We start from the raw sequence: 16,233 nt of genomic DNA, 5'->3' as shown, positions 1-16,233 counted from the left end.
GTTCCGCGCAGCGGAACAGCACCCCCTGTGGGCAGTGGTCAGTCGGGCATGCAGGGCTGCAGGGCGTGAACGGACCGGGTGATCAGCTCAAGTTGCTCGGGCAGCGGGGATCGGATCCCCCAGTCGCCCAGGTCCGCGAGGGCCTCACTGATCAGAGGGATCAGCGAGGTGGTGTCCGCATCCGGTGGCGGCTGTTGGACGGCACTGACGTGGAGCGCGAGCGTGAGCGGTCCTGCCACCTCGTCGAGGTGGGGGCTGAGAAGGTTGCGCAGGTGCATGATCGCCTGCTGCCGGAGGGGCTGGTCCTGGCCGGTCATCGGCTTGGCCAGAGGGCTGCCCGCGGCGTGGAGGAGGAGTTGGCGGCCGGTGTTCCAGCAGTGGTGCACTGGTCCGGGTTGTTGCAGGTCGGGGTGGCTGCTGGGCGGGAAGATCATGCGAGATAGGGGGATTTGGTCGATACGGGTGATAGCAGGCATGCGTTCCTCGGTGTCGGTGCGGCCGGTCGTTCCGGCATGACGGACGAGGGAACGGTAGAGAGCGCCTGCCTTAGACGGGCAACGGTCGCGCGCGGGTGGGCGTGAGATCCAGGTACGAGGAGTCGGGCGCCGATCTTCATGCGGGGTTGCGTCACGGTCGCCAGAGAAGCTGCGTCCGTGACGCGGGTCAGCTCGTGGGTGAGGGGCCGGGGTGTCGGGGTCGAATCCGCTGGTGGGCGCCTGTGTCCCGTGGGGCGGACTGCAGTGGCAGATCGCGGCGCCACGGTGTGGGACGTTTGTGGCTGGTGGGCCCGCGCGGCGCGCGGCGGGGAGGACGGTGTGGTGACACTACTCGGCCGACCGTGCGAGAGATCGGACCCTGATGGACCTGCTGGAGAAGTGCCGCACCTATACGCGGGCTGACGAGGCACGCGATGTTGGGCTCTACCCGTACTACCCGGTCTTCCAGGGGCCAGTCGACGGTGGGCGGGCGGTTTTGGAAGGTGCCGAGGTCCTCATGCTCGGCAGCAACAACTATCGGGCGCTCAGCTCGAGCCCACAGGTGATCGGTGCCGCGCAGGACGCGATCGCTCTGTACGGGACGTCCGCGACCGGGTCCCGACTGCTGAGCGGGAACCTCGATCTCCACGAGGAGCTCGAGGCTGACCTCGCGGGCTTCTTCGGCTACGAGGCAGCCCTGGTGTTCGCCACCGGCTACATGACCAACCTCGGTGTCGTGTCCGCCCTGGCTGGATCCGGGGACCAGGTGTACCTGGACGAGAAGGCGCATGCGTCACTGGTCGACGGGGCCCGGCTGGCGAAGGCCTCCGGCGCGGTGGTGGAACGGTTCGGCCACAACGACCCCGGTGATCTGGCCCGGCAGCTGGCGGCCGCACCGACCCGGTCGGTCCTGGTCGCCACCGATGGGGTGTTCTCCTTGGAGGGCAGTCTGGCGCCGGTGGCCGAACTGGTTGCGGTCTGCGAGGAGTACGGCGCCACGCTGCTGGTCGACGACGCCCACGGGGTGGGGGTGTTCGGGCGCGGCCGCGGTGTGATCGAGCAGGCCGGGATGCAGGGCCGGGTGCCGTTGATGACCCTGACGTTCAGCACGTCCCTGGCGTCGCAGGGCGGCGCGGTGCTGGCCGACGCCAAGACGATCGATTTCCTGCGCCACACCTCTCGGCCACAGATCTTCTCGGCCGGGCTGAGTCCGGCCGATACGGCGGCCGCGCACGCGTCGCTGCGCGAGATCCGCCGGGGTGCCGAAGCGGAGCCCGACGCACTGATGGCGGCCGAGCACCTGCGGCGTGCACTGGACGCTCTGGGCTTCGACGTGGCCGGGGGCTCCAGCCCGGTCATCCCGGTGCGGTTCCCTGACGAGAGCGCGATGCTGGCGGCGCAGCGCGTCCTGGTCGACCACGGCGTGTACACCAGTGCCGTTCTCCCGCCCGTCTGCGAGGGGTACCAGTTGAGGATCGCGTGCACCGATGCGCAGAGTCCCGACGCGCTGGAGGCTGCGATCGGTGTCTTCGCCTCAGTGCGCGAGGCCCTGCTCCCCCGCTATCGCCCGGCTGCGTGAGCGGTGTCGGCAGCCGTGGCCACCGACAGCCAGCCGCGGCAGCACTTCACGCGCGCCCTGGCAGACCACGGGTACGACCTGGTTCTGGCTGATCCGCAGCGGCGAGGTGCACTGGGGCGCGTGGCGACGCCGCACCTACGCGCCCCGCGACGACGACATCGAGCCGCCGGGGATCTTTGCCGACACGACCGCGGCTGCGAAGCCAGCTCAGTAGCACTCCACCGACCCCCGCCCCGTCCGGGGCCGCCCGGACAAACTTCTTGCCCCGACCACCGAGGTCCGTGAGACCGCGAGACCTCACAACGTAAGGAGCCCCCCATGGCCCTTCCCACCCTCACCGATCAGGACCGCGACGCGGCGCGCCAGAAGGCCGTCCTCGCCCGTCAGGCCCGCAGTGCGGTACGGGCGAGCCTCAAGGCCGGCACCGTGACGCTCGCACAGGTGCTGAACCGGTCCGACACCGTCGTGGGCCGCATGCCGGTACGGCAGTTGCTGACCGCGCTGCCCGGCATCGGGCTGGTGCGCGCCACGCGTTCGATGAACGCCCTGGGCATCCCGGAGGGACGCCGCGTGCGAGGCCTGGGGCCCACACAGCGCGCCAGGCTCCTGGAGGAGTTCCCGGACACCGCGTCGACACCTGCCTGAGGGCAGCTGCGGCGCCGGGGGCGGTCAGCTGCCTGCGGGGAGCTTGCCGACCGCGCTGTTGATGTGGCGGTCGACCAGGGCGGGGGCTCCCGCCAGTATCACCGCGATGTTGCCCTTGCGTACGGCCATGGTCTTGAGCACCTGTGGCCCGTCGGGCAGTTCGATCGTCGAGGTGTAGGCGAACTGCTCGTCGCCGAGCTCCGGGGTGGCCGACTTGGCGATCTTCACCTTGATGGGGGTGGTGCCTATGTTCATTTTGTAGGTGGGGCACGAGATATAGGCACCGAACTGCTCGCGGAGCTTGCTGGAGAGCACCGTAGGGCGGTCGCTGTGCAGTTCCTCGCCGAGTGTGGCGTCCGTGTCGTCGTAGGTGAAGCTGGTTTCCGCCTTCGAGACGAATTGAGTATCGTCGCCGCTCTGCCCCAGCTTCTCCAGCGGGGGACACTCCTCGACCGAGACGTCGTCGAAGTTGGACTTCTCCTGGGCCTGAACGTATCCAGCGCCGAGGTCCGCCTGGGAGAGCAGCAGGGGGCGCAGGGCACCCTCGGTGACGGGTTTCGGTTCGGCCGTTGGCTTCGCATCACCGTCGCCTCCTCCCCCGCCGCCGCTACCGCATCCTGTGATCAGCACGCTGCACAGAGCCGTGGCCAGCATCCACCGTCGTGGTGTCCCGCCCCTTGAGATGCGCATCAGATGACTCAACTCCCTCCACGATCAACGGGACATGACACTACTGCCTCCTGTCGATCAGTACCTCCCGCGCCACGCATGTCGGTGTCCTGGCACGCCGGGCGGACCAGCTCGGTCCGCGGGAGACGTCCAAGCACGAACGGCCCGCAGGGCCGCTGGCGTCGCGCGATGGAGCGGGATGCTGGCCGCGGGCGTGCTCGACCAGATCCAGGCCGCTCAGCCCGGGACCGGTGAGTGGCCCCTTCGGCCACGTGGACCCGCGCGGGTGAGCCCGGCGGCGAGTCGAGGTGTGGTCAGTTGGGATGACCCCTGAGTTCCCTCGGGCTACCTGACGGGGACCGTGAGGTCGACGGTCGAATGAACGGCCGGGCCTATGCCGCCCGGCGGCGGCGTGCGCGCGAGCCGGTATCTGCGCGGGCACTCACTGGAGCTGGGTTTCGACCACAGACCGTCGAGGTTGGCCAGTACGACCGCGACGACGGGACCGGACCCGCTGTGAAGGTGCGCATCCAACTCCGCGAGACCGGTTTGGTGCTCCCCGCCTGGCTTGTCGGCCCGCGTCTGGCTCGTGTGAACGGTGTGCCGCCTTGTGCCGACGCGGGTGTGACGACGGTACGCCGCCCCTCGCCGCTCGGCGACGGGAAGTGCGCGGTGATTCCTTACGCGGAGAGGCGTGCAGAGCGGATCTGGGCTGCGGCGCCGCGGAGCCGCGAGGTGCACTGAAGGTAGTCGGTGCCGGAAACGAGTAGGTGCCCGCTTCGCCATAGGGGCCCCGCACGGCGCGCGTCCGGATACTGCTGAAGGGTGGCGTACGGGGTGACGTGGGGGTGCGCTCGCGCGGCCGGGGGCACCAGCGGGGTGGGGTGCAGACCCTGGAGGAAGCGCACGGCTGTCGCGCCGAGGCGGCTCTCCTCGGGGAGGAAGGTCCGTCCGCGGGCGTGGTGGCCGGCCTGGGAGATGAGGTCGATCCCCGTCACCTGCTCGATCAGCATGCCCAGCAGGGGGTCCGTCAGGTGGGGCGTGACGCTGATGACCCGTGGCCCGGTCGAGGTGATCCGCATGCGGATCTGCGCCGGTCCTGAGCGGTGTCCCAGGGCGGCCAGCGCTCGGCTCGCGGTGTCCTCGATGGCGGATGCGCAGACGTCGTCCGCATCGACCACCACCTCCACCGGGAGCAGCGCGGGTTCGGCCTGCGGGTCGAAGGTGGTGTGGGAGATCGCGACGACCCTGGGTCCTGATGGCGAGTCGGCCGTGTAGGCGGTGGCCTCGATTCCGTCGAGCAGTGGCTCTATCACCGTGCCGGTGCCCGGCCAGGTGGCGGCGGTTGCCGCTGAGAAGGCTTCTTCGAGCTCGGGTATGCCGGTCACCTGGCGTGCGGCGTTCCGCGTGCGAGGGGAGGCGGGCTTGCACACCAGCGGGAAGCCGACCTGATGTGCGGCTTCCAGGGCCTGGTCGTAGGAGTCGGTGTGGATGGCTGAGCTGTTGTCCACACCGGCGCTGGTGAGGAGTTGGGTCGTGCAGTGGCGCAGGGTGGTTGCTTCGAGCGTCGCGGTGGATGGTCCGGGTAGGTCGAGTTCCTGTCGGAGCAGAGCGGCGGCGCGGGCGTGGGCGGGGTGAAAGGTGAGCACGCCGGCGATCGGCCGGACGGTGGCGACCTCCCGTACCTCATGGAGGACTTGGTGAGGGTCGAGGGGGTTGGCGGTCCGGGCGTCGGCGAGATAGGGGCGCTGCCAGTCCGGCGGCTCCGCATCGATGAGAAGTAGTGGCCCGGCTGCGGCGAGGCGCTGCATGGCGTGCTCCCACTCCGCCTTGGGTCCGTTGCCCAGGACGACGAGGTGCCCGGTGGGGCCGTCTTCCCGGTGGGACGGGTGGGTGGTCACGGGCGCTGCTCCAGGGTGTAGGAGGTGTGGGCTCGCTGGCGGTGCCAGGGGTTTGATCACTCTCGCCTGGTGGGTGGGGCGGGGCAATGGCTCTTCGCTCCGGTTCCCCGGCTGCGGTCGACTTGAGGTTCGTTGTGTCGCATGGCGGGACGTGAACTGAATTTCCGATTGCGGCTGGCGGGACGCGGTCCACGCGATGGGAGAGGGCTGTATTAGTGCAGGTCACATGTGGTGTGCATGGAGTGGGAGTCCATGGGGTGACACTGGCGGCCGCGAGCCGTCGTCCCGGCGCAGTGCTCTGCCGCCCGAGGTTGCTCACCGCAGTGAAAGAGGTTCTGACCTGCTGTTTTTCTGCTTGGTTGCAGTCAAATCTGGATGTGTGCAGCGTGTTTTGGGGTGCTCTGGAAGACCCTCTTCCTGGAAGAGGTGATTCCTCCACAAGATCCGGTCCTCCCGGTAGAGATGTGGTTGGCGGGACCCGTGAGGCGGGATCAAGCCCCGCAAGTGCCTACCAGGAGGGACGACCAGTGATCGACACCGAGCTTGTCGAGGCCGCCGGCACGGTGGACGACGGCATGACCGCCCACGCCCGGGTCTACCTCGTACTGCAGACCCTGAACAGCATGGGACCCGGGCTGCACCCGCTGCGGCGCATCATCGACGAGTCCGGCGTCACCAAGTCGACCGTCCACCGCATCCTGCGCGCGGGAGTGGAGGCCAAGCACCTGATCTACCGCGCGCCGGGCCGTTACGGCATCGCCACCGATGTCGCCAACCACCGTCCGGATGCGAGCGTCCACCTGAACCTGCCCCACGACAGTGCCCTCGACCGCGAGACCACGGTTCTGCAGCGGCAGACAGCCCAGGTGGCAATGGCGTTCAGCGCGGTGCTGATCGACGACACGCCGGGCCGACTGATGCTCGACCACACCTACGGCCGTCGCCACGACTTCCAAGCAGCCTTCAACCACGCCGACGTCGACACCAAGGTGGCCCTGCGGTACGCGCCGCTCACCGCGGATGCGGCCGGGCTGGCAATCCTCTCGCACCTCGACGGTGCTCCGCAGAGCCACCTCATGCGGGAAATACGTTCCGAGGGCTACGTCATCACCCAGTCGCCGTTGCAGGACTGGAAGATGCTCGGCGTGCCCCTGTGGAGGGGCTCGACCGTATATGGGTCGCTCGTGGTCATGGGGCTGCGCCCGCAGATGGAGCGTAATCGTCGCGAGTACGCTGCAGCGGCGTTGGCCTGCGCCGCGCGGCTGAGCGCGCGTTGTGAGTTGGGGAGCGGTGCGATGCGGCTCGCGAGCTGAAGCACGTGCGTGGCACCGCTGCGGAGACCTTTCATCGGTGGGGCCCTGAGGGTACGGAGAGTGCGACGTGGAGGTGTCCACGTAGGCCCTGTTCCGGCTTGCAGGCGGTGCAGTAGGCGATCCGCGGGTCGGCAAGTGCGGCCACCGCAGCGGCGCGGCTGAGGGTGGGTTCTCCCGGCATCCAGCACCCGGCACGGTGGAGGTAGCCACGGGGCGCGCGGGCCCTCTCTCCCCGTCGCATTCGTTGGACCCACCAATAGGGTCGGCTCTCGGCTTCTGCGAGCGCGGCTCGTACCAGGGCGAGCCGGGTGGTCAGCTCTGCCTCCAGGGCTCTTAGTCCCACGGCATCACTGGGCACGTTATCGCTCATCTTTTCGATATTACTGCTTGCTCCGGCTTGCCGGGCGGACTCTCTCCGTCGGTGTCCTGTGACAACGAAGGTTGACCGCATGCCATCGAAGTTTGAGTGAGCGCTAGACGCTGGTCCCACGGGTGCAAGCCGGGGCAGCGGTGGCGGTGGGGACGGCCACCACCCAACCGACGCTTCGGCAGCGTTCGCCATGCCGATACCATCGGCCGGCGAGTCTGACTGCTTTCCCTACTCGCGGCACCACTAGCGTTATTCGGGAAACTTTCCGGGCAGGCGACGGTGGTAGCTGAAGCCAAGATCCTTGGATTTTACGCGGGTAGTCCCAGAAAAACGGTGGCCCTGTACCCAGTCCACGCGGTTACCGAGGGTGAAGTCCAGACGGTATGTATCGCGGTGTTTCAGCTTCACCACCTCACCGCCGTGCTGAGCTACGCGCCAGGCAAGAACCAGGGTGACACGAATGCGGCGACGAGGGCTGAGGCGATCAATCCGTTTCAGCATGCGAGATCGGCGACTGCCGGGAGCGGCTACCGGAGTGCTCGCTGCGCGCTCGACCGAGAACGCCGGGCGAAGCCGAAGCGCACGTACGAGAATCGAATCCTTGGCCCAGATGTCTGGTCCCGCACCGGTGAGCAATCGACGGACAAGCGCCTCATCTGCATCGAGACCTGGAATTTCCTCCGTCGAGGTCAATGCCCCCAGCCGGAGACCGACCTCGCGCACACTCCAACTGCCGTGTGGAGTGAAGGCGTAAGATGCGTAGCTTTCGTACTGGTCTTTAGCATTCTTTTGGGGATTTGGTACGTCGATTGAATTCCACGGTGTCGAAATCCAGCGCGTGTGAATCGCACGCGTGCGCGCGTATCGACAAGCCCCATCTCCCCAGATACGGAGATTGTCAAAGCTAAACTTTGTTCGCGCTCGACTTCACCAAGGAATCCCCCCTCGCGGGGTGCATCACGCCAGCTCAGTTCGACTTGCACGCTTTGGAGATACGAGGCGCGACGTTCGGCTGATCTGGCGCGTCCGAGAGCCTTGAACGAGATAGCTAAAGCGACAATGGGGATCGCTGCGCTGGCGACCGCCGTAACAGTTCTCACATTGTCATTGGTGTCGGCCAGCACTCCGAAAACGATCACGCGATCCGCCTTTCGAATGTCGACCCCGAATGCGCGCTTAGTCCTGCCGGGAGGCGGTGGCGCAGTCCGTGCTCCGACCCACAAGATTGGTACCGCGCTTGGTCCGCTCGGCATCGGCCTACTCAGCTGAACGGCGGATCAAACTTCGATGGCAAGCGGTCATCCTTCATTGTCACAGGACAGTCGGCGTCACGCGAGTGGCAGAGCCGTACGACAGCGACGCCGGACTTCGCCACCGGCAATAGGGGACCCTTGGGGGTGTGCGGCCGCGGCGGCGCGCCGGGCACATCTGGTGAATGGTTCGTCGGGCGGCTCACAGGTGGAGCACCATCGATCACATCACGCAGCCCCGCGCCGCCGCACCGTGACGTAGCGACGAGCAGATGCGCACCGGTGCGGCCGGACCAACACTTCTCCATCCCGCCTCGTTCTTCCTCGGGTATCGATTCCTCGGCGACCAGCCGCAGGTACACGCTGCGCAGGGCGGCCGGGGCACCGCTGTGGTCGGTGCGGGCTGACAGATCACTCATACGTGGTGGACAGTTCAGCTACCTGCAACCGCTGGCCACGGACCTCTTGGCGGGCATCGCCCTCGACACCCCTGACGATGTCCGCGTCCTCAGTGACCGCGACGTGGGCCTCGTCGAGTGGGACACGCTCGCGGCCGCGGCGCGCACCAACTTGCTCAGCGAGCCGGTCAACTACGACACCTTCGATCTCCCTGGTGGCGCGGTCCTCCACATCCTCGGCCACCCGGAGTCGGTGTTCGCGGCCAGTAAGGTGCTCGTCTTCGACGAGGCGGTGCGGGCCAGCGACGGACCCGAGATACCGGACGAGGGTGTGCTGCTAGTCGTCCCGAACCGGCACAATCTCGTGTTCTATCCGCTCACCGACAGGCACGTGGCGGAGGCCGCCAACGCCTTGGCAGAGTTCGGGCAGGGCGCCTACGAAGATGGCCCCGGACGCCTCTCCCCCCGGGTGTTCTGGTGGCGCGCCGGCACCCTGACATCGATCACGCTTTTCGACCAGGAAAGTCGGACAATGAGGATCTCTCCACCCGATGAGCTCATGACGATCATGCGTCGCCTGGTCGGCACAGCCAGCTGAGGCACGTCGCACATGTAGGCCCAGCGCGGCGACATGGATGTGGTCCGCCTCGCTCTGGGCCGGGTGGAGTTGTACGTCATCCAGCTACTCCAGGGCGTCCACGATCTCCGCGTGCTCATCGGTGATGCGGACGAGGGCGAGGACAGATCAGGGGCGACAAGGCAGGGCGGCCGCGTATGTGGGACCGACACCCTGGGCACGGGTCTCTTACCAGCGCGATCAACCGATGACACTCGCGGCCATCAAGGTTCGACGGCGCAGGACACTTGTCTTGCATACCCCGGGTGTGCACACTGGGGGTATGCAGGCGTCTTCGGGAGTTGTGAACCCACTCAAACTCGAGGTCTTCGACACCTCCGGCTATGCCCCGTTCCATGAGGTGCGCGACGAGGAACACCGTGACGCGCTCGCTGCGGACATGCGTGCGAGGGGCTGGCAGGGCCCGCCGTTGGTGGTCCTGCCCGACTGGAGGCTGTCACTGACCGGTGTGCACCGGCGCGCCGCCGCCGAGCTGGCGGAGCTGGAGGAAGTCCCCGGGGCGTGCCTGGAGTCTCTCTTCGAGGCCTGCGGGCTGGACATGTGGGGGCTGGTGAACAGCTGCGAGGAATACACGATGACCGTGGCGTACTTCGACTTCAGCCGCCTGATCAACGACCGCATCCCCGAAGACATCATCGAAACCTACGGCCTCGACATGCACTGACCTGCCGTCACCGAGGAGTTGCTGCAGATGAACGCTGACCCCACCACCGTCGGCTACGAACCCGAGCCGACCGACGTCGCCGCGGAGGTGGCGGCGATCCTGGAGGAGATCACAGACCCTATCGAGCTGTACGAACGCGCCACCGCCGCCCAGGTGCACCACCAGGCCGTCGTCGAGGCCCTGAGCCTCTTCCGGAGCCGGTGCCTGGCCGGCCTCAATACCCCCGGCGTCGACGGGACGAAGTCCAGCTTCGAGCAGATCTCTGGCTACACCGGCTTGACCCGCGGCGGTGTGCAGAAACTCGTCCAACGCGGTCGGTCACTGCTGGACTGTCCGTTCCCCACTCCGCTCACCCCGGATGACGTCCATCGCTTCCTCAAGCACGGACTCGCCGTGCGCGACGCGCGGGCGGGGAAGGACGTCTCGTGAACCTGGCCCGCTTAGCCGCCTACGCCACCGACCGGCGCCTCGTCTACGGATGGCGCCGCCGCTATGTCCCCTGGGTCCTGGACATCACCGACCCGCACGACCCCCGCTTCACGCCGCACGGAAGCCACGAGGACGTGCCGTACGTGCGCCGTTCGGGGAAGGGCTCAGCCCCTCGCCCCGGCTGCGACACTCTGGACTACCTCATCGGCCGTCACCATGACGCCTGGACGGACCAGCTTCGCCGTTTCGCCGAGCACGACGACGGCCCGGGCGCCCGCGCCGCGCGCACGGCCCTGGATGCCGGAATCCTCACCTCCCTGGTGCCACCCCCCTCGTCCAAGCCGTCCGACCTCGTCGTCCTGCGCGCCAGCGGGCAGTTGATCCACCAGGATCCGGGCCTCGCCCGCTTCTGGGAGGCGCAGCTGCGCACCGGGCTGGACGCTGGCCTGCACGGGGTATGCCTGTGCTGCGCGGGCACCGCTGCGCCGCTGGCCAGGCTGGTCCCCGCCTACCTGCCGCCCTCCGCGTTCAGGCAGAACGGTGCCGGCGACCTCGCCCTGTACCCCGCCAGCAAGAACCGCCCAGGTACCAGCCCGGTACCGGTCTGCCTGGACTGCGCGTGTGCACTGGGCGCCGCGCTTCCTGACCTCGCCGGGCGCCCCGACCATCACCACCGAACCCAGGAGGGAACACTCCTGCTCTGGTGGGGCCTGGACGGCGCTGGCGACTTCCCCCTCGGCGCTCTGCTCACCCATCCCGATCCCGCCGCCCTGGCGGCCGCCCCCACCAGCGGACGCCTGTGCGCGATGCTGCTGAAACCGGCCACCGGCCGAATCGCCCTTACCTGGTTCCTCGATGAACCCACGCGCACTGTGCTCGACCGCATCCGCCACTGGTACGACACCACAGGCGTCTACGACGGATGGAGCGACACCATCCGCCTGACCGGCATCCCCTCCATGCACCACCAACTCGGCCGCTGGAACCCCCGTACCCGCACCTACCAGCACCTCTCCCCCACCACACCGCCCGAAAGCGGCCTGTGGACCGCGGCCCTGTCCGGTCACCTTCCTCACCAGCACGCCCGGGCCGCTCTGACCGCCACCCGCCGCGACAACCGGGTCAGCACCGGCCGCACCGCGCTCCTCCAGCTCTGCTCCGCCTCTGCTCACGGGGCTCGTTGATCGGGATGCGGGCTGGAGTCCTGTGGCACTGTGCGGTACAGGCCGCTGGGGTAGAGGTCGATGCGCAGCGCGGCCTCCAGGCGCGCGAGCGAGGCGAGATCGGGGTAGCCCTCGCCGCGGATGATCCGGCCGACTGTATTGGTCGCCAGACCTGCCGCTGTCGACATGGCCCGGTGCGACTGGTCGTGCTCGTCGGCGTAGTCGGCCAGCCTGCGCGCCACGGCCAGGCTGTAGTGGACGCCGATCGGGGCGTCCTCGGCGACGGCGACCTCGTCCGGCCATTTACCGGTGGTGTAGGCGAGGGGGATCCGATCACCGCGCACGCCGTCCTCCGCCTCGGGGTGTAGCTCCAGCACCTGTTCCTCCTCATGATCTCGCAACCGGCCAAGAGCGGCGTCGCCCCCGCCATGGTGATACATATATGGACCATACTGGTCGGGTGATCGTGAAGGAGGGGGCCGAATGCGCCGCTGGTGGGTCGGAGTCGACTGGTCGGAGAGCTTGCAGGACTGCGCCATCGTCGATGACCACGGAGCCGTTGTCACTCATCTGCGGATCGAGGAGACTGCGGACGGCGTGGCCCAGCTCCTGACGGCGATACGCAACCTCAACCCCCGGTCGCACCGGTTCTCACGACGGCAGGTACCCGTGGTGATCGAGGACGGCGCCCGGCTCCTGGTCGCTGAATTGCGGCGGGTGCGTCAGCCGGTCATCGTGATTCCCCCGGCGGTCATGGCCCGGTACCGCGGCCGTCTGGCCACGGCGGTCTCCAAGGCCGACCGGACCGACGCCGCGCTGCTGGCCAACATCGTGCGCATGAACCCCGGTCGTCATCGGGCGCTTGCGGAGACCTCGGACGAGGCGGCGGCCGTCGCGGTCCTGGCGCGCGCTCAGCAGGACAGCGTGGCGCGGGCAACGGAGGCGATGCTGCGGATGCGCAGCCACCTGCGGATGTACTACCCGGCCGCGATCGACGCGTGGGCGGGGATGGACCGGGGGCTACGTCGGCGCGAGGCCCGTGCGCTCCTCGCCGTGGCCCCCACCCCGCGGGCGGCGGCCGGGCTGTCGAAGTACCGGATCGCCGAGACACTGGCGGCGGCCGGTCGCACCCGGATGCTGGATGACCAGGCGGCCGGCCTGCGCGAGCTGTTCGCCGCCCCCCGGCTCCGGCAGCGCCCGGCCACCGAGGACGCGATGGGACAGCGCATGCTCGTCCATCTCGCCGAGCTGGACGCGGCGTGCCTACAAGCCGAGCGCCTGAGGGAAACGATCACCGAGACCTTCGCCCGTCACCCGCATGCACCGATCTACCGCTCATTCCCGGCCTGCGGGCCGATCGTCGCGGCGAGGCTCTTCGCGGAAATCGGCGACGATCCCGGCCGCTTCACCGCCCGCGGCCTGCGCGCCTACGCGGGGACCGCTCCGCTGACCTGGGCCTCCGGCGGCAGCCACAAGGTCACCCACCGCCGCATCTGCAACCGCCAGCTCAAGACGGCAGTCCATCAGTGGGCGTTCGGCACGCTCACCCGCTCCCCCGGGTGCCGGGCCCGGTACGACGCCCGCCGTGACGGGGGCGACGGCTACGCCGCCGCCCTGCGCCATGTCGGCAACAGGCTGCTGAACGGCCTGCACTATTGCCTGCAGTCCGGGGACCTCTACCACGAAGAACGCATGTTCCCGCCGAGCAGCAGCACAGTGAGCTGAAGGGGGGCCCAGGAAAACCCGGGCTCTTCCGGGCTGCGGGCCCGGAAGCGGTGCCTGGACGCCGCCTTGAGCTCGCTCCGCCTCCTCCGGGACGGTCGATGGGCAGTCGGAACAACGCCTCAGCGCCACCCTGGGCCTTGAGCCCTTACGCGGGTCCGGCGCCGACTGCCTCTCCACCGCCCCGGAGCACGGAAGCCCGATACGATCGGTCCATCATCAGCCCTGGAGGGTGTTCTGTTTTCGGCAACAACCTCTGGAGTTTGCTATGTCTACGGTCTCGCTCGTCTCTGCCAGCGTCGGTGACCAGGTCCCTGGCCATGAACTCGCCGACCCGGACTGCCCTCACGTTCCGGGTCTGCTCGATCAGCCCGCGGTGAAGTCGTGGCTGGACGCAGTCGGCTACGGCCCTGACAGCGAGGATGCGTTGGTGTACCTGGTGACCGAGGACGATTCCGGAATGATCCCGGCCGGATTCGAGCACATCAGCGTCGAGGTCTAGCGCATCTTCTCAGGGAAACCGCGAGTTGACCTGCCGTTTCGGTGTCCGGGCTGCTCGCTCGGGCCGGAGTGAGCAGCTGGTGGATCGGGCCGGTCGGTGCGCAGCACGGATTCCAGCAGCGCGAGCGTGGCGGGATCAGGGTAGACCTCCGCCACGGACGATCCGGCTGACGGCGTGGGGCGGACTGAAACGGGGTGGAACCGCTTCCTCCGGCTCCGCCCCGCTCACTGTGCCCTCCCCTGCTGACACAGGGAGATCAGACGCACCTCAGTCTTGGCTCTCAATCGATGACGGCCTGCGACGGCGGCCTGGCGTGGTAGCAGCCTCCTCCACGCCCCACCCCTGCGCCACCCGGGAGGCGAGGGTTTTGTAGGTCACGACGCACTGCGGGAGCGCGGCGATTTCCGAGAGCGAGTAGCTGCCCGCGAACGCCTCGTGTTTGGTGGTGGGGCGGCCGCGGCGGCGCTTGGTCGGCCCTCCCGGACCGGCTGAGGTTGCACGGGATGCGGTCTTCTTGACCATGGCCTGTTCGGTGGGCGGGTCTTCGTACACCGAGCGCAGCTTTGCGCGGTCCATCACCGACATCGGGAAGGTGTCGATCTTGTGGTCCGCGGCGGCGCGTACGGCCTTTCGCCACGCGGCTCGACCTGCGTCGAGGTCGTGACCGGTCAGGGCGACAGCCTCCGCCCACTCATGGTCCAGGTCGGAGAGGACCATACGGGAGTTGACCTGTTCGGCAGACCGCCCGGACACTGCTTTGGCGTGTGCGCGCAGGTTCCGCTCGATCGCGCCGGCGTATCCGGCCATCTTCGCCAGAACCGAGCGCGTCTCGTCCCGGGCTAGCTGGGCGGCGGTGCCTAGCGGCATGGTCACTACCGGGATGTCGGAGAGCACCGCTTGGTGGCGGTTGCTGTGGACGGTGACCGACGTGACCGCGTTGATCGGCGTGGCCGGGGCCAGGACGCCGCGCTGCGCTGCGGCGACGGCGTGCTGGACGGCCTGGCTGGTGTGGGGATACTCGGCGTCCTGGTCCAGCAGGAGGACGCCGCGCCAGGGCTGGGGCCAGGACTCGGCGCTCAGGATCGTCATCGGGATGTCTCCCTTGTCCCGGACGCGCCAGGCGGTCATCGGATCCAGGCGGCGGGCCACGTCCCAGCTTGGAGCAGAGGTGCGGTCTCCGTCGTGGACGGCGAGCGCGTTCACCATGCCCTGGTCTGTCGCGAACAGCCGGATGCGTCGATTGGGCCAGGTCAGCAGGTCCAGACGCCCGGTCACCTCACGCGTGCGGACGGGAGCAGGCGGCGTTTGCCGTTCCCACACCGGAGCGTCCCCCGGAGTGCGGGGCTGCGGCGGCAGGTTGAGCAGCAACAGGTCCTTGAGCCGGGCGCCGGGCAGTTGTAGGTGGACGTGCGTGGCGTCGGCCATCGGTCCGACCTTCGAGCCGTAGATCTTGCTGCCCCGTTCGGCCGGGTCACCAGGCGCCGCGCCCTTGATCCCGGCCACGTCGTAGGTGATCAGGTACAGCAGCCGCCGGGCCGCCTCGCCCGCCGCGCATGGTGGCAGATCACCGGCGCTCAGGGCGTGGTTGAACCACCGCCCGGCCGCCCCGCCGAGGCTTCCGGGGTGCAGGGCCTCCAGACCGCGGTTGGCGTTGGTGAGCGCTCCGCACTGGAAGGCGGGGTGTTCCGGGTGGAGCAGGTCCAGGCGGTCGGCCCACTGGTCCAGGTAGGCGGTGATGCGGTCGGCGTCGAGTGCGTCGGCGCGCCAGGCGGCATCCCATTCGGCGGTGTCTCTCGGTCCGCATGCCGCGTCGAACGCGGCGGCCAGGACCCGCAGCAGCGGCAGCTGGTCGGAGTTGCCGGTGAACATCGCCAGCCGGTGCGCACGGGTCAGTGCCTCGGTCAGGCCGACATCGCGCGCGGTGCGGGTGTCCTGGTCCCACACGGGGATCCATCCGGAGGTGGTGAGGGGAAAGGAGGGTACGGGCATCAGGGTCTCCCGGTAGCTGCTGGGCTGGCGAACGACAGCGAGCGGACCGGCGGGCGCTTCATGCGGGTCGGTCTGCGGGCCGGGATCAGTCGGAGTGCGGTCCGGGAACGCCCTCCACGTCGGTGGAGGTGAAGGGGATCTGCTTGCCATCGTGGTCGAACTCAAGGATCTTCGCCGCGGCGCGGACGTGTTCCTCGTAGCGCTCGTCCGCTTCCTCGTGGCTGGTGCTTTCTTCCAGTTCACGCGAGGCCGGGTCGTGGTAGTCCACCGCCCACGTCTTTACGCCTGTCCCCGGGGCGGGGTAGGAGTACAGGCGGACCCAGAAGTCGATCTGGCCAGCCTTGTTCGCCTGGGTGGTCTCACGGAGCGGGTTCGTCTTGGTCAGCAGCAGCTCGATCTGCTCGGCGTACTCCTCCCGCACCTCGGGGGTGGCGTTGGTGGTGATGACATTCCGCATGTGCTGCTCCTCGTGGAGGCCCACCGGGCACGGCAGGGCTTCGGTGTCCCGGGGCGACCGCCCCGGGAC

General features: G+C 68.5%; 17 protein-coding genes. 9 read left to right on the top strand and 8 right to left on the bottom strand.

Annotated features, from left to right (window positions below; all coding sequences use genetic code 11):
• Nucleotides 1–38: 38 nt before the first annotated feature.
• Complete coding sequence (locus EEJ42_RS42955) at nt 39–476, bottom strand: hypothetical protein (RefSeq protein WP_123107564.1); 438 nt, start codon at nt 474–476, stop codon at nt 39–41.
• A 382-nt stretch (nt 477–858) separates the two neighbouring features.
• Here EEJ42_RS42955 and EEJ42_RS42950 point away from each other — a divergent pair, with 382 nt between their 5' ends.
• Both EEJ42_RS42950 and mihF read left to right on the top strand, forming a co-directional pair.
• Nucleotides 859–2,055: an aminotransferase class I/II-fold pyridoxal phosphate-dependent enzyme gene (locus tag EEJ42_RS42950; RefSeq protein WP_123107563.1), complete on the top strand. Its 1,197-nt coding sequence runs from the start codon at nt 859–861 to the stop codon at nt 2,053–2,055.
• Nucleotides 2,056–2,373: 318 nt separating this feature from the next.
• The gene (gene mihF, locus EEJ42_RS42945; RefSeq protein ID WP_123107562.1) at nt 2,374–2,700 is read left to right on the top strand and encodes an integration host factor, actinobacterial type; all 327 of its coding nucleotides are present in this window, start codon (nt 2,374–2,376) and stop codon (nt 2,698–2,700) included.
• 24 nt (nt 2,701–2,724) lie between these two features.
• Here mihF and EEJ42_RS42940 read toward each other — a convergent pair whose 3' ends face one another.
• The gene (locus EEJ42_RS42940; RefSeq protein ID WP_123107561.1) at nt 2,725–3,354 is read right to left on the bottom strand and encodes a hypothetical protein; all 630 of its coding nucleotides are present in this window, start codon (nt 3,352–3,354) and stop codon (nt 2,725–2,727) included.
• A 695-nt stretch (nt 3,355–4,049) separates the two neighbouring features.
• On the bottom strand, nt 4,050–5,270 hold the full coding sequence (locus tag EEJ42_RS42935; protein ID WP_123107560.1) for an ATP-grasp domain-containing protein: 1,221 nt from the start codon (nt 5,268–5,270) through the stop codon (nt 4,050–4,052).
• Between the two features lie 527 nt (nt 5,271–5,797).
• On the opposite strand from EEJ42_RS42935, the gene EEJ42_RS42930 reads away from it, so the two are divergent.
• Nucleotides 5,798–6,583 carry a helix-turn-helix domain-containing protein gene (locus tag EEJ42_RS42930; protein WP_123107559.1) on the top strand — a complete coding sequence of 262 codons (786 nt, stop codon included), beginning with the start codon at nt 5,798–5,800 and terminating at the stop codon, nt 6,581–6,583.
• 31 nt (nt 6,584–6,614) lie between these two features.
• On the opposite strand, the gene EEJ42_RS54795 is transcribed toward EEJ42_RS42930, so the two are convergent.
• Together EEJ42_RS54795 and EEJ42_RS50470 are read right to left on the bottom strand one after the other, a co-directional pair.
• Nucleotides 6,615–6,953, bottom strand: coding sequence for a DUF6233 domain-containing protein (locus tag EEJ42_RS54795; protein WP_425473059.1), 339 nt, complete (start codon nt 6,951–6,953; stop codon nt 6,615–6,617).
• A 249-nt stretch (nt 6,954–7,202) separates the two neighbouring features.
• Complete coding sequence (locus tag EEJ42_RS50470; protein WP_148082213.1) at nt 7,203–7,676, bottom strand: hypothetical protein; 474 nt, start codon at nt 7,674–7,676, stop codon at nt 7,203–7,205.
• 809 nt (nt 7,677–8,485) lie between these two features.
• Between EEJ42_RS50470 and EEJ42_RS42925 the strand changes: the two genes are divergently transcribed.
• The 4 genes from EEJ42_RS42925 to EEJ42_RS42910 all read left to right on the top strand — a co-directional run bounded on the left by EEJ42_RS42925 (nt 8,486) and on the right by EEJ42_RS42910 (nt 11,515).
• Nucleotides 8,486–9,199, top strand: a complete 714-nt coding sequence (locus EEJ42_RS42925; RefSeq protein WP_123107558.1) for a hypothetical protein — start codon at nt 8,486–8,488, stop codon at nt 9,197–9,199.
• A 322-nt stretch (nt 9,200–9,521) separates the two neighbouring features.
• Nucleotides 9,522–9,902, top strand: a complete 381-nt coding sequence (locus tag EEJ42_RS51485) for a ParB N-terminal domain-containing protein (protein ID WP_184503538.1) — start codon at nt 9,522–9,524, stop codon at nt 9,900–9,902.
• A gap of 27 nt (nt 9,903–9,929) precedes the next feature.
• Nucleotides 9,930–10,331, top strand: a complete 402-nt coding sequence (locus EEJ42_RS42915; RefSeq protein ID WP_123107556.1) for a hypothetical protein — start codon at nt 9,930–9,932, stop codon at nt 10,329–10,331.
• Nucleotides 10,328–11,515, top strand: coding sequence for a type I-C CRISPR-associated protein Cas8c/Csd1 (locus EEJ42_RS42910; protein WP_123107555.1), 1,188 nt, complete (start codon nt 10,328–10,330; stop codon nt 11,513–11,515). The genes EEJ42_RS42915 and EEJ42_RS42910 overlap by 4 nt, the downstream gene beginning before the upstream one ends.
• Here the strand turns inward: EEJ42_RS42910 and EEJ42_RS42905 are convergent.
• A complete protein-coding gene (locus EEJ42_RS42905; protein WP_123107554.1) occupies nt 11,500–11,871 on the bottom strand; it encodes a helix-turn-helix domain-containing protein in 372 nt (123 codons plus the stop codon). The two genes, EEJ42_RS42910 and EEJ42_RS42905, sit on opposite strands and share 16 nt — an antisense overlap.
• Before the next feature lie 106 nt (nt 11,872–11,977).
• Between EEJ42_RS42905 and EEJ42_RS42900 the strand changes: the two genes are divergently transcribed.
• On the top strand, nt 11,978–13,219 hold the full coding sequence (locus EEJ42_RS42900; protein ID WP_123107553.1) for an IS110 family transposase: 1,242 nt from the start codon (nt 11,978–11,980) through the stop codon (nt 13,217–13,219).
• A gap of 265 nt (nt 13,220–13,484) precedes the next feature.
• Nucleotides 13,485–13,718: a hypothetical protein gene (locus EEJ42_RS42895; protein WP_123107552.1), complete on the top strand. Its 234-nt coding sequence runs from the start codon at nt 13,485–13,487 to the stop codon at nt 13,716–13,718.
• Nucleotides 13,719–13,985: 267 nt separating this feature from the next.
• Here the strand turns inward: EEJ42_RS42895 and casA are convergent, their stop codons facing one another.
• Together casA and EEJ42_RS42885 are read right to left on the bottom strand one after the other, a co-directional pair.
• Entirely contained in the window at nt 13,986–15,707 is a 1,722-nt protein-coding gene (casA, locus tag EEJ42_RS42890) for a type I-E CRISPR-associated protein Cse1/CasA (protein ID WP_184503537.1), read from the bottom strand.
• An 85-nt stretch (nt 15,708–15,792) separates the two neighbouring features.
• The coding region (locus tag EEJ42_RS42885) for a hypothetical protein (RefSeq protein WP_221179487.1) at nt 15,793–16,233 on the bottom strand (441 nt) is incomplete at its 5' end.

Origin of the sequence: Streptomyces botrytidirepellens (assembly GCF_003721215.1) — a bacterium.
GTDB lineage: Bacteria > Actinomycetota > Actinomycetes > Streptomycetales > Streptomycetaceae > Streptomyces > Streptomyces himastatinicus.
This window is presented reverse-complemented; position numbering and strand designations above follow the sequence as displayed.

Bases quoted from the DNA above. Each gene is read 5' to 3' on its own strand.
- EEJ42_RS42950 (WP_123107563.1), top strand. From the start codon at position 859: ATGGACCTGCTGGAGAAGTGCCGCACCTATACGCGGGCTGACGAGGCA.
- casA (WP_184503537.1), bottom strand. From the start codon at position 15,707: ATGCCCGTACCCTCCTTTCCCCTCACCACCTCCGGATGGATCCCCGTG.
- mihF (WP_123107562.1), top strand. From the start codon at position 2,374: ATGGCCCTTCCCACCCTCACCGATCAGGACCGCGACGCGGCGCGCCAG.
- EEJ42_RS42900 (WP_123107553.1), top strand. From the start codon at position 11,978: ATGCGCCGCTGGTGGGTCGGAGTCGACTGGTCGGAGAGCTTGCAGGAC.
- EEJ42_RS42955 (WP_123107564.1), bottom strand. From the start codon at position 476: ATGCCTGCTATCACCCGTATCGACCAAATCCCCCTATCTCGCATGATC.
- EEJ42_RS42940 (WP_123107561.1), bottom strand. From the start codon at position 3,354: ATGCTGGCCACGGCTCTGTGCAGCGTGCTGATCACAGGATGCGGTAGC.
- EEJ42_RS42915 (WP_123107556.1), top strand. From the start codon at position 9,930: ATGAACGCTGACCCCACCACCGTCGGCTACGAACCCGAGCCGACCGAC.
- EEJ42_RS42895 (WP_123107552.1), top strand. From the start codon at position 13,485: ATGTCTACGGTCTCGCTCGTCTCTGCCAGCGTCGGTGACCAGGTCCCT.
- EEJ42_RS54795 (WP_425473059.1), bottom strand. From the start codon at position 6,953: ATGAGCGATAACGTGCCCAGTGATGCCGTGGGACTAAGAGCCCTGGAG.